General features: G+C 61.5%; 11 protein-coding genes and 1 pseudogene. 7 read left to right on the top strand and 5 right to left on the bottom strand.

The genetic code is table 11. The features are described 5' to 3' along the window. Positions 1–23: 23 nt before the first annotated feature. On the bottom strand, positions 24–1,427 hold the full coding sequence (locus AC4PS7_RS06610; protein ID WP_010210132.1) for an MFS transporter: 1,404 nt from the start codon (positions 1,425–1,427) through the stop codon (positions 24–26). A gap of 143 nt (positions 1,428–1,570) precedes the next feature. Next, positions 1,571–2,101: a GNAT family N-acetyltransferase gene (locus AC4PS7_RS06605; RefSeq protein WP_010210131.1), complete on the bottom strand. Its 531-nt coding sequence runs from the start codon at positions 2,099–2,101 to the stop codon at positions 1,571–1,573. A gap of 153 nt (positions 2,102–2,254) precedes the next feature. Here AC4PS7_RS06605 and proP point away from each other — a divergent pair, with 153 nt between their 5' ends. Both proP and AC4PS7_RS06595 read left to right on the top strand, forming a co-directional pair. Beyond that, on the top strand, positions 2,255–3,757 hold the full coding sequence (gene proP / locus AC4PS7_RS06600) for a glycine betaine/L-proline transporter ProP (RefSeq protein WP_010210130.1): 1,503 nt from the start codon (positions 2,255–2,257) through the stop codon (positions 3,755–3,757). A gap of 51 nt (positions 3,758–3,808) precedes the next feature. After that, on the top strand, positions 3,809–4,312 hold the full coding sequence (locus AC4PS7_RS06595) for a GAF domain-containing protein (protein ID WP_010210129.1): 504 nt from the start codon (positions 3,809–3,811) through the stop codon (positions 4,310–4,312). 48 nt (positions 4,313–4,360) lie between these two features. On the opposite strand, the pseudogene AC4PS7_RS06590 reads toward AC4PS7_RS06595, so the two are convergent. After that, a pseudogene (locus tag AC4PS7_RS06590) lies at positions 4,361–4,462 on the bottom strand (AraC family transcriptional regulator N-terminal domain-containing protein); the annotation flags it as partial. A 94-nt stretch (positions 4,463–4,556) separates the two neighbouring features. Here AC4PS7_RS06590 and AC4PS7_RS06585 point away from each other — a divergent pair. Then, positions 4,557–7,139, top strand: a complete 2,583-nt coding sequence (locus AC4PS7_RS06585; protein ID WP_492179240.1) for a bifunctional diguanylate cyclase/phosphodiesterase — start codon at positions 4,557–4,559, stop codon at positions 7,137–7,139. On the opposite strand, the gene AC4PS7_RS06580 is transcribed toward AC4PS7_RS06585, so the two are convergent. Then, positions 7,132–7,953 (bottom strand): AraC family transcriptional regulator, encoded by an 822-nt coding sequence (locus tag AC4PS7_RS06580; protein WP_021492999.1) that lies wholly within the window; start codon positions 7,951–7,953, stop codon positions 7,132–7,134. The two genes, AC4PS7_RS06585 and AC4PS7_RS06580, sit on opposite strands and share 8 nt — an antisense overlap. Before the next feature lie 98 nt (positions 7,954–8,051). Here AC4PS7_RS06580 and AC4PS7_RS06575 point away from each other — a divergent pair, with 98 nt between their 5' ends. Both AC4PS7_RS06575 and AC4PS7_RS06570 read left to right on the top strand, forming a co-directional pair. After that, a complete protein-coding gene (locus AC4PS7_RS06575; RefSeq protein WP_137206024.1) occupies positions 8,052–9,263 on the top strand; it encodes an MFS transporter in 1,212 nt (403 codons plus the stop codon). Positions 9,264–9,372: 109 nt separating this feature from the next. Beyond that, positions 9,373–10,539 (top strand): GGDEF domain-containing protein, encoded by a 1,167-nt coding sequence (locus tag AC4PS7_RS06570; protein ID WP_029529132.1) that lies wholly within the window; start codon positions 9,373–9,375, stop codon positions 10,537–10,539. 84 nt (positions 10,540–10,623) lie between these two features. Here AC4PS7_RS06570 and AC4PS7_RS06565 read toward each other — a convergent pair whose 3' ends face one another. After that, positions 10,624–10,929, bottom strand: coding sequence for a DUF2834 domain-containing protein (locus tag AC4PS7_RS06565; protein ID WP_106119161.1), 306 nt, complete (start codon positions 10,927–10,929; stop codon positions 10,624–10,626). 83 nt (positions 10,930–11,012) lie between these two features. Here AC4PS7_RS06565 and AC4PS7_RS06560 point away from each other — a divergent pair, with 83 nt between their 5' ends. Next, complete coding sequence (locus tag AC4PS7_RS06560; protein WP_045792042.1) at positions 11,013–11,801, top strand: helix-turn-helix domain-containing protein; 789 nt, start codon at positions 11,013–11,015, stop codon at positions 11,799–11,801. A 53-nt stretch (positions 11,802–11,854) separates the two neighbouring features. Further along, a complete protein-coding gene (locus AC4PS7_RS06555; RefSeq protein WP_492179239.1) occupies positions 11,855–13,564 on the top strand; it encodes an amidase in 1,710 nt (569 codons plus the stop codon). Positions 13,565–13,768: the final 204 nt, after the last annotated feature.

Here is a 13,768-nt window from a genome sequence, read left to right as displayed (position 1 = left end):
GTTGCGGCGCGGGACATCGGACCTTACAAGTCAGTGATTTCCTTGTGACGCGGCACCAGTGTCTTCATCACACTCCAGGCCACCAAGTAGGCCAGCGCGCAGATGGCGAACATGATCATGTAGCCGGTGTGGATGTCACCGACCGACTTGTAGTAGTCGAACACCCAACCGCCGATCTTGGTCATTACCACGCCGCCCAGGCCGCCGGCCATGCCGCCGATACCGACCACCGAGGCCACGGTTTTCTGCGGGAACATGTCCGACACGGTGGTGAAGATGTTGCATGACCACGCCTGGTGCGCCGAGGCGCCCACGCCGATCAGCAATACCGGCACCCAGAAGCTGATGTAGCCCAACGGCTGTGCCAGCAACACCACCAGCGGGAACAGCGCGATCACCAGCATGGCTTTCATGCGGCCATCGTAGGGTGCATCACCGCGCGCCATGAAGTAGCTGGGGAACCAGCCGCCGCCGATGCTGCCGACCATCGTCATGCTGTACAGCACCGCCAGCGGCATGACGATATCGGCGCCTTTCATGCCGTATTGCGCCGACAGGTAGGTGGGCAGCCAGAACAGGAAAAACCACCACACGCCGTCCGTCATGAACTTGCCGAAGGCAAACGCCCAGGTCTGACGGTAGGTGAGCAACTTGAACCAGGAGACTTTCTTTTCCGGGGCGCCGGCCGGCGCTGGGGTGAAGGGCTGCACGGTCTGATCACTACGGATATACGCCAGTTCTTCGGGCGACAGGCGTTTCTGCTCCTCCGGCTTCTGGTAAAGCGCGATCCACACCACAACCCACACGAAGCCCAGGCCGCCGATCACGATAAACGCCGCTTCCCACCCCCACAGACCGGCAATCAACGGCACGCAGATCGGCGCCAGGATTGCGCCGACGTTGGCACCGGAGTTGAAGATACCCGTGGCCAGCGAGCGTTCCTTTTTGGGGAAATACTCAGCAGTCGCCTTGATCGCAATCGGGAAGTTGCCCGCTTCGCCAATCGCCAGTACCGCACGGGACAACATGAAACCGGCAATCGACACCGGGATCACCGCCAGGCCAATCGCACCACTGATGGCCGCAATGCCCTCGCCCATGGGCACCGAGAACGCATGCATGATAGCGCCCGTGGACCAGATGGCGATTGCCACCACATAAGCCGCCTTGGTGCCGATCTTGTCGACAAAGCGCCCGGCAAACAGCATGGAGATCGCGTAGACGAACTGGAACACAGCCGCAATGTTCGCGTAGTCAGTGTTGCTCCAGCCAAATTGCGTCGACAACTGAGGCGCCAGCAAGCTGAGCACCTGGCGATCGAGGTAGTTGACGGTGGTCGCGAAAAACAGCATCGCGCAGATGGTCCAGCGATAGTTGCCTACAGCTTGGCCAACGCGGTGCGCGTTGATGGGCTCGTTCAAGTTCATGGCATCACTTTTTATTTTTGTTAGATAGGACATATGTAACGTCATATGTCGTCGTACAACTGTGGCTTTTATATCGGGACGCCTGAACGCTGTCAATCTGAAAGATTGCCGCTTATCCCGGTATTGCGTGGGTATTTGAAATATCAGGAAAAATCAGTTGTAGGATGACAAATCCGAAAAACCAGGCTTGGTGCCTTCCCCGGCACATCATCGAGCACGCCGAAACGCTGCATGCCGATCTTTTCCAGTACGCGGATTGATGCCCCATGGTCCGGTCGCACCAGGCCGAACACCTCGCCCAGGCCGAGCGTCTGGAATGCCAGCGCCAAGGCATCACGGCCCAACTCGGTGGCGTAGCCCTGCCCCCAGGCTTGCACCGCAAAACGGTACCCCAGGTTGATACGCCGTTCGGCCAGGTAGTCGAGCGGCGCGATTCCACCAAAGCCTATGATGTGATGCGGCGTTTCAGTGCGTGCAATCGCCCACCAGCCGTAGCCCTGGGTGGCCCATTGTTCAAGCCATTTATCCAGCAAGCGTTGCGCCCCCTCAAGACTGGCGATGGGGCCAGAGGGGTTGAACACATTGGTCTGCGGATCGCCGTAGATCGCGAACAATCGCTGCACGTCGCACGCTTGGGGTGGGCGGTAGATCAGGCGTGACGCGACGGCCGACATACGGATTACTCCCCTGTGAATCTGTAAAGTTCAAGCTTTCTGCAAAAAAACGCAAATAGAGCTGAATTATTTCATGTCCGCTTGTATCTGAACTGACAGAGCGGTGCCATCGCAACGATGGCACCTCCCCTGTTCTGCTTTAGAGTGCTCCGCATGAAATTACGTAAGAAAAGCGTCAAGCCCATCGGATTGAAAGACATCACCATCGTCGACGACACCAAGGTGCGCAAGGCAATCACCGCCGCAGCCCTGGGTAACGCCATGGAATGGTTCGACTTTGGCGTCTACGGTTTTGTCGCCTATGTGCTGGGCAAGGTGTTCTTCCCGGACGCCTCACCCAGCGTACAAATGATCGCCGCACTCGGCACCTTCTCCGTGCCGTTCCTGATCCGCCCACTGGGTGGCCTGTTCTTCGGCGCACTGGGCGATAAGTACGGGCGGCAGAAGGTCCTTGCCGCGACCATCGTGATCATGTCCCTGAGCACCTTCGCCATCGGCCTGATCCCCTCCTACGCCTCTATTGGTATCTGGGCGCCGATTTTGCTGTTGCTGTGCAAAATGGCCCAGGGTTTCTCGGTAGGGGGTGAATACACCGGCGCGTCAATCTTCGTCGCCGAGTATGCCCCGGACCGCAAGCGCGGCTTTCTCGGCAGTTGGCTCGACTTCGGCTCCATCGCCGGTTTCGTGCTGGGCGCGGGCGTGGTGGTACTGATTTCCAGCATCCTGGGCGAAGCCGACTTCGAGTCGTGGGGCTGGCGCCTGCCGTTCTTCCTTGCCCTGCCGTTGGGCATCATCGGCCTGTACCTGCGTCATGCGCTGGAGGAAACCCCAGCCTTCCAGCAGCACATGGACAAAATGGAGCAAGGTGACCGCGAAGGCCTGACACACGGCCCCAAAGTCTCGTTCAAGGAAGTCGCGACCAAGCACTGGCGTAGCCTGTTGACCTGCATCGGGATTGTTGCGGCGACCAACGTGACCTACTACATGTTGCTCACCTACATGCCGAGCTACCTGTCGCACAACCTGCACTACAAAGAAAACAGCGGCGTACTGATCATCATCGCGATCATGGTCGGCATGCTGTTCGTGCAGCCTTTCATTGGTTTTATCAGCGACAAGATCGGCCGCAAGCCCTTCATCATTGCCGGCAGTATCGGCCTGTTGTTCCTGTCCATCCCTGCGTTCATGCTGATCACCAGCGGCAAGATCGGCCTGATCTTCGCCGGTTTGCTGATTCTCGCCGTGATCCTCAACTTCTTCATCGGCGTGATGGCTTCGACGTTGCCGGCAATGTTCCCCACCCACCTGCGCTATAGTGCGCTGGCCAGTGCGTTCAACGTGTCGGTACTGATCGCCGGCCTCACCCCGACCGCCGTGGCCTGGCTGGTGGAAAGCACCAACGACCTGTACATGCCCGCCTACTACCTGATGGTGTTTGCCGTGGTCGGCCTGATCACCGGCCTGACCATGAAGGAAACCGCCAACAAGCCGCTGCGTGGCGCCGCACCGGCGGCTTCGGACATGGAAGAAGCCAAGGAATTGCTGCAGGAACATCACGACAACATCGAGCAGAAGATCGAAGACATCGATGCCGAGATTGCCGAGTTGGAAGCCAAGCGCAAGAACCTTGTAGAGCAGCATCCGCGCATCAATTAAAACCTGAACATACAGGGTGGCCCTGGCCACCCTGCCATTGGAGTGTCACCCATGGTTCCAAGCGTCACCGCTTCGCAGTCCTTACTCAGCGCAAACGAACGCGCCGCTATCGCCGAAATAGAAGCCACCACCAGCATCCTGCAATTGGTCACCCGCCTGACCGGGATGCGCTTCGCCGGCATCGCCAAATTCACCGACCTGGAATGGGTGGTGTGTTCAGTCCATGACACCATCGACTTGGGCATCCATGTCGACGACGTGCTCGCCCTGGAAACCACCCTGTGCAGCGAGTTCTGCATCAACCCGCAAACCTTGTTCATCCCGCAGATCAGCCAGAACGGCCGCTACGCCGCCCGCCCGGTGGTCAAGCAATTCGCCATCGAGAGTTACGCCGGCGCCCCGATCTTTCTGCCCGATGGCCGCCTTTTTGGCGCGCTGTGTGCGCTCGATTCCAGGGCGATGCTGTTTGAAGACCCCAACCTGCCGGAAACCCTGAGCCTGTTTGCGCGACTGATCGGCTGCATATTCTTTGCTAATTTGACGTCCGATCATTGACCGGCCGTACTCACGGCTGAACTGCGAAGGGCGTTCATAGCCACCTTGAACGCCACGCTGGATCAATGGTGCTAGCACGGGGCTTGCTTCAGGCTCATCGAGCAGCGCCGCCAGGCGCGCGAACGACGCCAGCATGCCATCGGTCGCCGTGGCTGGCAGCACGCGCCAGCGGTCTCAATATTTTCCCGGCGCAGCCGATAGCACGTGATACCCCCTGACTTGCAGCGACGCCCTGCGGGAAACAATGCCGAACTCTCTCGCTCCTATCGTCCGCTCACTGTCCGATCGCACCAGCCTGTCGCTGGCGCGCACCTCACTCTTCAGGTTCATGGCCTTGCTGGCCGTGGTCTTTGCAGTCGCCGCTTACTCGCTGATTTTCCTTGCCCAAGAACTGGACCGCTCCGAGCAGGTTGAAAGCGCGTTCTACACCCGTAGAGCCGTGCAGTCTCTGGAAAAATCCCTGCGGGTGACCGTCAAGGACTACGCCTTCTGGAGTGATGCCTACCGGCACTTGCACGTGAAAGTGGACGACGATTGGGCCTTTGTCCGGGGCAACATCGGCGCGTCGCTGTTCGACGACTTCGGCTTTCAAGGCCTGTTCGTGGTCGACGACGCCAACCGCACGGTGTATGCCGTCGTTGACGGCCAATTGCAGACAGTCGAACTCACCCAGTGGCTCGACGGGCCCATCACTGGAATTATCGAGCAGGCTCGCGCCGGTGCAGACAGCGAGACATCCGCCACGACCTTTATCAACGTGCGCGGCAGCCCTGCTTTGGTGGCCGCCGCCGCCATCACCCCCGGCACCGACCCCACGGTGTTGCCCGACGGCCGACCGGCGTCGGTGCTGATCTTTGTCGACATCCTGGACAGCGCGAAACTGACAGCGATCGGCGATGAGTTCGGCGTGGACAAACTGCACATCGCTACCCCCGATGAAATCGGCAAGACCTTGCTCTTGCCCCTCGGCGACAACGGTGCGGCCGGCAGCCTGCACTGGGAGCCGGCTCGCCCCGGTTTGCGCCTGATGAGTGTAGGCCTGCCCTTGTTGGGCCTGGCTGCGTTGCTGGTGTGCTTGATGTCTTGGGTCATTTCGCGCCGCACGACGGCGGCCGCGCTCGCCCTGGACGCCAGCCATTCCTCGCTGCAGAACAGCCAGAATGCCCTGGCCACCAGCGAAGCACGTTTTCGCGATGTGGTGGAAGCCAGTTCCGATTGGGTCTGGGAAATCGACGGCGACTGGCGCTTTACCTACCTGTCGGAACGCTTCGAAGGTGTGACCGGGCTGGTGCGCGATGCCTGGATCGGCGCCACGATAAACGATTTGCTGGAAACCGAAACCGGCCTGCTGTCCCAGTGGCTCAGCGCACCTGGGCGTCGCCCGGATATCAGCGTGCAGTGTCGTTACGTCGATGCACTGGGGCTGGAACGCAGCACCCGGCTGTCCGCACGGCAGATGCCGTGTGGCGGGTTTCGCGGCACCGCCACCGATGTGACGGAAGAAGTCGAAGCCCGTCGACGCATCGAGTTCTTGTCCCAGCATGACGCCCTCACCGGGCTGCCCAATCGCACGCGGCTGCAAGCGTTCCTGGAAGGCAAGTTCAAGGCCATGCCCACCTCGGAGCAGCCCCTGGTCATGCTCAGCCTGGACCTCGATCGATTCAAGCCGGTCAATGACCTGCTTGGACACGCTGCCGGTGATCGGGTGCTCAACGAAGTGTCTTCCCGACTGGCCGACTGCGTACGCCATGGCGATCTGGTCGCCCGTATTGGCGGTGATGAGTTTGTACTGATCCTGACGGATGCAGGTACGCAAGACGAAGTCGAAATCCTGTGCAAGCGCCTGATCGAATCCATAGAGCGCACGATCAGAATCGACGAGCAAGAGGTGTTCGTCAGCGCCAGCATCGGGATCGCCATCGCCCCCAACGATGCCCGCGAGGCCGCGGAACTGCTGCGCTACGCTGACATTGCCCTGTACGAAGCCAAAGCGGCAGGCCGTAATACCTGGCGGTTCTACTCCGGCGACATGAACGCGCGGATCATCGAACGTCGACGCCTGGAGAGCGATCTGCGCTACGGCATCAAGCACGGCGAGCTGCGCTTGTATTTCCAGCCGCGCTATCGCATCGCCGACGGGCAAATGGTAGGCGCCGAAGCCTTGGTGCGCTGGCAACATCCTGTGCGTGGGCTGATTGCACCTGACACCTTCATCCCGATTGCCGAAGAATCGGGGCTGATCCTGGCGTTGAGCGACTGGGTACTCGAAACCGCCTGCGCGTGCGCTGCCCAATGGCCGGAACATCTGTTTGTGTCGGTGAACCTGTCACCCACCGAGTTCAAGCGGGGCAACCTGGTGGAGCGCACACGCCAGGCACTGGCGGTCTCCGGTATCGACCCGGCGCGGGTGGAACTTGAAATCACCGAAAGCGTCATGCTTGAAGATGCCAGCGGCGCACTGGAGGTCATGCACACGCTCAAGCGCTTGGGCCTACGCATCGCCATGGATGATTTCGGCACCGGCTACTCATCCCTGAGCTATCTGCGGGCGTTCCCATTCGATGGTTTGAAGATCGACCGCAGCTTCCTGACCCGCCTGGAAGAAAGCGACGATGACAAGGCAATCATCCACGCGATTGTCGGTCTGGGCCGAGCCCTGGCCCTGACGGTGACAGCCGAAGGCATCGAAACCGCTGAGCACTTGGCAATGCTCAAGAGCGTGGCCTCTGAAGAGGGCCAAGGCTATTTCCTCAGCCGACCGCTGGACTTCGACGGGTTCAACGGCCTGCTGGACCTGCACGCCAACGTCACGCAGGGTGCTACCTGAAGAAATGACTCGGCGTCTTGCCGAACTGCTTCTTGAACATGCTGGTAAAGGCGCTCGGGCTTTCATAGCCCAGCTCCAGGGCGATATCGATCACCTTCTCCCCCACCGCAATGCGCTCCAACGCCAGCAGCAAGCGCGCCTGCTGGCGCCACTGGCCGAAGGTCATGCCGGTTTCCTTGCGGAACAGGCGCTGGATGGTTTTCTGGTCCAGGCTCAGGCGCTCACTCCAATGCGCCACAGTCGAAGCGTCACCCGGTTCATCTTGCAACGCGAGGCAGATGCGCTGCAGGCGCGGGTCGGCGGGCTGGGGCAAAGACAGTGGCAATGCGGGCAGGATGGCGAGTTCGTCAAGGATCAGGTGCATGATCCGCGCGTCCCGCGAGTCCTCGGCGTACGGCGGTTTCAGGCTCACCGACGCCTTGATCAGCTCGCTCAGCAACGGCGAGATGCTCACGGTCTTCGGCTCGCCGGGCATGTTCGGGAAGCGATCCGGGCGCACAAACACGCTGCGCATTTTCAGGGTGCCCACGCAACGCAGGGAATGCACCTGCCCGGCGGGCATCCAGATCCCGCGATTGGGCGGCACCGTCCATTGGTTGAGCGCCGAGTACACCACCATCACGCCTTCGATGGCATAGAGCAGTTGGTGCTTCTCGTGGCTATGCTCGGGGATCACCCAGTTTTCCGGGTAATCCGTGGCGGAACTGATGACCGCCCAGGCGCCTTCATTGATTTCCTGGAGGAATTCGTTCAGTGGTTTAATCATTTCGCCCTTTTTGCGATAGTTGTCGCCCGAATTACGCGAGACAGGCATTCCTGACGAATCTAGCATGAACGCCGAATCATTTTGTAATGGATGGCCGACTTAAGAAGTGGCCGCCTCTGATTAGCTGCCTTGTATGGAATGCCTGCATGTCGACCCTCACTGCGTCACCCGCCGCTGCAACCACGACACCCCAAGCCAGCCCCTTGGTCATGCGTATCCTCGGCGCCTGCGCCCTGGCGCATTTGATCAATGACCTGATCCAGGCCGTGCTGCCGTCGATCTACCCGATGCTCAAGGCCAACTACGGCCTGTCGTTTACCCAAGTGGGCCTGATCACCCTGACCTTCCAACTGACCGCCTCGCTGCTGCAGCCATGGATCGGCTACCACACCGACCGCCACCCAAAACCATGGCTGCTGCCGGCGGGTATGGTGTGCACCCTGATCGGCATTTTGATGCTGGCGTTTGTCGGCAGCTTCCCGGCGATTCTGCTCGCTGCCGGCTTGGTCGGCGTTGGCTCGTCGACCTTCCACCCGGAAACCTCCCGCGTCGCGCGCCTGGCCTCCGGCGGGCGCTACGGCTTGGCGCAGTCGACGTTCCAGGTCGGCGGCAACACCGGCAGCGCCTTGGGCCCGTTGCTCGCGGCCGCGATCATCATTCCCTACGGCCAGGGCCATATCGCCTGGTTCGGGCTGTTTGCGGTGTTCGCCATCCTTGTGCTGTACGGCCTGAGTCGCTGGTACCGCCACCACCTCAACCTGTTCAAGCTCAAGCAAGGCGGCAAAGCCACCCACGGCCTGTCCAAAGGCCGCGTGACGTTTGCCCTGGTGGTGCTGGCCGTGCTGGTGTTCTCCAAATACTGGTACATGACCAGCCTGACCAGTTACTTCACGTTCTACCTGATCGAGAAATTCCAGCTGTCGGTTTCCAGCTCCCAGATGTACCTGTTTCTGTTCCTCGGCGCCGTGGCCGTCGGCACCTTTGCGGGCGGCCCGATCGGCGACAAGATCGGCCGCAAGAAAGTCATCTGGTTCTCCATCCTCGGCGCCGCGCCGTTCACCCTGGCCCTGCCCTACGTCGACCTGTTCTGGACGGCGGTGTTGAGTGTGGTGATCGGCTTTATCATCGCGTCGGCCTTCTCGGCCATCGTGGTGTATGCCCAGGAACTGGTGCCCGGCAACGTGGGCATGATCGCCGGGATCTTCTTCGGCCTGATGTTCGGCTTCAGCGGGATCGGTGCGGCGTTGCTCGGTTTGCTCGCCGATACCCACGGTATCGAGTACGTGTACAAACTGTGCTCGTTCCTGCCGTTGGTGGGCATCCTCACGGTCTTGTTGCCCACGACCAAAGGCGCCTGACCTGCCGATCATCGCCTGGCTGTGTGCCATCACGATGAACGCTCTGAAAAACCTGCGTGTGCGCTTACAATCCCGGTTCTAAACGCACACCAGGCAGACCCGGCAAGAAATGACGCTCGACCCTCCTACGATTTTGGCACTCACCGTTGCCCTGGCAGCCGCTGCCGCCCTGTACCTGGCCGTTGAATGGCGCAGCGTGCGCGAACCTTCGCTGCTGTGCTGGAGCACCGGTTTCGCCACCATCTGCATCGGTTCAACCCTCGCCCTGCTGCGCATCAATGGCTACCTGATGATCGGCATCTGGTTTGCCAACGGCTTGCTGGTGACTGCGCACTTCCTGTTTTTGCTCGGCGTGGCGCGGTTCACCCAAACGCGCCTGTCGCGACTGTGGCTGCTGATGCTGGTGGTCTGGCTGGGCATGCTGATGTTGCCGGCCGACCCTTTATGGTCCAAAGCGATGCTGGCTGTGCAGTCACTGTTAGTGGCATTGCCGACGCTGCGCGCCAGTTTCCTGCTACGGCCCCACGGCAAATCCTTGAGCATCGGCGCGGTGCAGTTGCGGTATGTGCTGCTGATTCATGGTGGGTTTTATGTGGCCAAGGCGCTGTCGGTGCTGATCCCCGGCACCTTGATCGACCTGGCCGCCTTCAAAGGCGAGATCATTCAGATTTCCCTGGTGGAAGGCGCCATGGCGATCATGCTGATTGCACTGTCGATGACCGGCTCCGAACGCTACCGCCGCGAACAACAGATCGCCCGCCTCGCCGCCCGCGACCCGCTGACCGCCCTCTACAACCGCCGCGCCCTCGACCTGCGCGCACCGCGCCTGCTTGCCCAAGTGTCGCCGGCGCAACCGGGAGCGCTGTTGCTGATCGACATCGACAACTTCAAATCGGTCAACGACCTCCACGGCCATACCGCCGGCGACCGCCTGCTGATCGCCTTGAGCGAAATGATCCGCGGCGTGGTGCCCCAGGGCGCGCTGGCGGCACGCCTGGGCGGGGATGAATTCGTGATCCTGCTCAACCCGGCGTCCACCGAACAGATCGTCGAACTGGGCAGCAGCCTGCGCGACCAGTTTCACCAACTCGCCTCGCAGACCTTCAACACCCCGGCGCCAGTGACCCTGAGCATCGGCGCCAACCTGTTCGATCAACCGCCGCCGAGCCTGGCGGCGTTGATTGAGCAAGGGGATACCGCGCTGTATGAAACCAAGCGCGGTGGGCGCGACAATATTCGTCTGGTGGACCGGACCGGCGCCAGCTCCTACGGCTAGAGCTCGTCAACGAGCGTGCTCGTGACGAACGCAAGCACGCTCACCGCCCCCGTCAGCACACACCGCGCATCGAGGTGCAAACGCTCATTCATCCCGGCCTCCGATCACCACCAGATAAAGCAACGGCCCCACCGACACAAACACCGCCGTGAGCAAAAAATAGGGCAGCACCGACGCCACCGACCGACCGCGCCGCTGCGTATCCCGGTACATCCATACGCATGCCAGCACCGCCATCAGGTACAGGTCGATCACCACTTGCGCGGTGTCCGGCCGTGACAGCAGCTCCTGTCCAAAGGCCAGCAGCGACTGATCAGCCGTGAGCATCGTCGCCAGGGTGTACAGCGAAAACCCGAGCAAACCAGCCAGGGCAACATAAGGTCTTTTCATGGTCGCGTCCTTGAAGTGATAAAGGCCCACGTTAGTGATAGGGTTCGGCCCTTCGCAATGACCTCGGAGGTCATGATTCCGCCATGGACAACCCTGTTACTGCCGGCGAACAACTGCGCCAATTGCGCCGGCACGCCACGTTGAGCCAACTCGACCTGGCCCTGATCACCGGCATTTCCCAGCGCCACCTCAGTTGCATCGAAACCGGACGCGCCAAGCCGAGTCCCGGAACGTTACACAACCTGTTGACCGCGCTGGAGGCACCGCTGGAGCAGTGCAACCGCATATTCCTCGCCGCCGGATACGCCCCACGCTATGCCGCCACCCCACTCGCCTCGCCCGCCATGGCGGCGATTCGTGAAGCGGTCAGCCATGTACTGCACGCCAACAATCCAGCCCCGGCCATTCTGTTGGGCAGCCAGTGGCAAGTGCTGGCGGCGAATGCCAGTACCGGCGTGTTATTTGAGTTGGTGGGTATTCGTCAGGATGCGGCCGAGGGCGTGAACTTGCTGACGACGCTGCTGCAACCTGGCGGCCTGGGCGATCATCTGATCAATGCCGACGAGATCCGCATCCTGGCCTGGCAACGCGCCACCCGAGAAGCGCTGGGCAACCCCGAACTGGCGGCGCTGCTGGCGGGGTTGCCGACACCCGCCAACACCGACCTGCCTGCGCACCTGCCACCGCTGGTGCTGACCCGTGTGCGCTCAAGCCAGGGCGAGCTGAATTTTCTGTCCACCTTCACCACCTTCGGCATGCCCCAGGACATCACCCTCACCTCCCTGCGTATCGAACACCTGATTCCCGCTGACGAGGCCACGTGGCAGGTGATGCGCGGCGCCTATGCGGATTATGCGACGCTGGTTTTGTGAAATATCTGTACGTAGACTGCCGCCATACCCCCATTTGAAGGCGGCGAAAAAACGTGATGCAAGTTACCGAAGTCTCCATTGCCCAATTGCGCGCTGCGCTTGAATCCGGCCAGACCACGGCCGTAGAACTGGTAAAAGCCTACCTGGCACGGATCGATGCCTATGACGGTCCGCAGACCGCCACCGCCTTGAACGCCGTGGTGGTGCGCAACCCCGAAGCGCTGAAGGAAGCCGAGGCGTCCGATGCACGCCGGGCCAAAGGCGAAACCCTGGGGCCATTGGATGGCATTCCTTACACCGCCAAAGACAGCTACCTGGTCAAGGGCCTGACTGCGGCATCCGGCAGCCCGGCGTTTGCCAAGCTGGTCGCCCAGCGTGATGCGTTCACCATCGAGCGCCTGCGCGCCGGCGGTGCCATCTGCCTGGGCAAGACCAATATGCCGCCGATGGCCAATGGCGGGATGCAACGTGGCGTGTATGGCCGCGCAGAAAGCCCGTATAACGCCGATTACCTGACCGCGCCGTTTGCCTCCGGCTCGTCCAACGGCGCTGGCACCGCGACGGCGGCGAGCTTTGCGGCCTTTGGCCTGGCAGAAGAAACCTGGTCAAGCGGGCGCGGCCCGGCGTCCAACAATGGCCTGTGCGCCTACACCCCGTCCCGCGGGGTGATTTCGGTGCGCGGCAACTGGCCGCTCACGCCGACCATGGACGTGGTGGTGCCTTACGCCCGCACCATGGCCGACCTGCTGGAAGTGCTCGACGTGGTAGTCGCCGAAGACCCGGACACCCGTGGCGACCTGTGGCGCCTGCAGCCGTGGGTGCCGATCCCGAGCGTCACCTCGGTACGCCCTGCTTGCTACGCTGAATTGGCGTCGACTGCCGAGTCCCTCGCCGGCAAACGCTTTGGCGTGCCGCGCATGTACATCAACGCCGACCCCGACGCTGGCACCAGCGAAAAACCTGGGATCGGTGGCCCGACCGGGCAGAAAATCAACGCCCGCGCCAGCGTGATCGACCTGTGGCAAGACGCACGCCAGGCGCTGACAGCCGCCGGCGCAGAAGTGATCGATGTGGATTTCCCGCTGGTGTCCAACTGCGAAGGCGACCGCCCTGGCGCACCCACCGTGTTCACCCGGGGGCTGGTGTCCAAGGAATTCCTCCACGATGAACTGTGGGAACTGTCGGCCTGGGCCTTCGATGACTTCCTGCGCGCCAACAACGACCCGGCGCTCAACCGCTTGGCCGATGTGGACGGGCCGAAGATCTTCCCCCACGACCCCGGCACCCTGCCCAACCGTGAGGACGACTTGGCCGCCGGCATGGACGAATACGTGCGCATGGCCGAACGCGGCATCACCCCGTGGAACGAGATCAGCACAGTCCCCGATGGCCTGCGCGGGTTGGAACAGACCCGGCGGATCGACCTGGAAGACTGGATGGATAAGCTCGGTCTCGACGCAGTGCTGTTCCCGACCGTCGCCGACGTCGGCCCGGCGGACGCCGACGTGAACGAAGCCTCTGCCGACATCGCCTGGAGCAACGGCGTCTGGGTGGCTAACGGCAACCTCGCCATCCGCCACCTGGGCGTGCCGACCGTTACCGTGCCGATGGGTGTAATGGCGGATATCGGCATGCCGATAGGGCTGACATTCGCCGGGCGCGCCTATGATGATTCGGCGCTGCTGCGGTTTGCCTCGGCGTATGAAGCGACGGGCAGCAAACGCCAGATTCCACCGCGCACACCGCCGTTGGCGCCGATGTAACTGACTCAACGCAATCAAAATGTGGGAGCGGGCTTGCTCGCGAATGCGGTCTTTCAGTGACGGATATACCGACTGACCCACCGCTTTCGCAGGCAAGCCAGCTCCCACATTTTTCACCGCATTTCAAATTGACTGAGCGGTGCATCAACCTATAAAGCCATCGACAGTACACGCCAGAACGCGGTCCAACTGTGGGAGCTGGCT

The sequence above is a fragment of the Pseudomonas sp. DW-iso3 genome (genome assembly GCF_058725305.1).
The sequence above is the reverse complement of the archived record's forward strand: the minus strand, read 5'-3'. Positions and strand labels throughout refer to the sequence as shown.

Coding starts and splice junctions, on each gene's coding strand:
- AC4PS7_RS06560 (WP_045792042.1), top strand. CDS start 11,013: ATGGACAACCCTGTTACTGCCGGCGAACAACTGCGCCAATTGCGCCGG.
- AC4PS7_RS06585 (WP_492179240.1), top strand. CDS start 4,557: ATGCCGAACTCTCTCGCTCCTATCGTCCGCTCACTGTCCGATCGCACC.
- AC4PS7_RS06610 (WP_010210132.1), bottom strand. CDS start 1,427: ATGAACTTGAACGAGCCCATCAACGCGCACCGCGTTGGCCAAGCTGTA.
- proP (WP_010210130.1), top strand. CDS start 2,255: ATGAAATTACGTAAGAAAAGCGTCAAGCCCATCGGATTGAAAGACATC.
- AC4PS7_RS06575 (WP_137206024.1), top strand. CDS start 8,052: ATGTCGACCCTCACTGCGTCACCCGCCGCTGCAACCACGACACCCCAA.
- AC4PS7_RS06595 (WP_010210129.1), top strand. CDS start 3,809: ATGGTTCCAAGCGTCACCGCTTCGCAGTCCTTACTCAGCGCAAACGAA.
- AC4PS7_RS06605 (WP_010210131.1), bottom strand. CDS start 2,101: ATGTCGGCCGTCGCGTCACGCCTGATCTACCGCCCACCCCAAGCGTGC.
- AC4PS7_RS06580 (WP_021492999.1), bottom strand. CDS start 7,953: ATGCCTGTCTCGCGTAATTCGGGCGACAACTATCGCAAAAAGGGCGAA.
- AC4PS7_RS06570 (WP_029529132.1), top strand. CDS start 9,373: ATGACGCTCGACCCTCCTACGATTTTGGCACTCACCGTTGCCCTGGCA.
- AC4PS7_RS06565 (WP_106119161.1), bottom strand. CDS start 10,929: ATGAAAAGACCTTATGTTGCCCTGGCTGGTTTGCTCGGGTTTTCGCTG.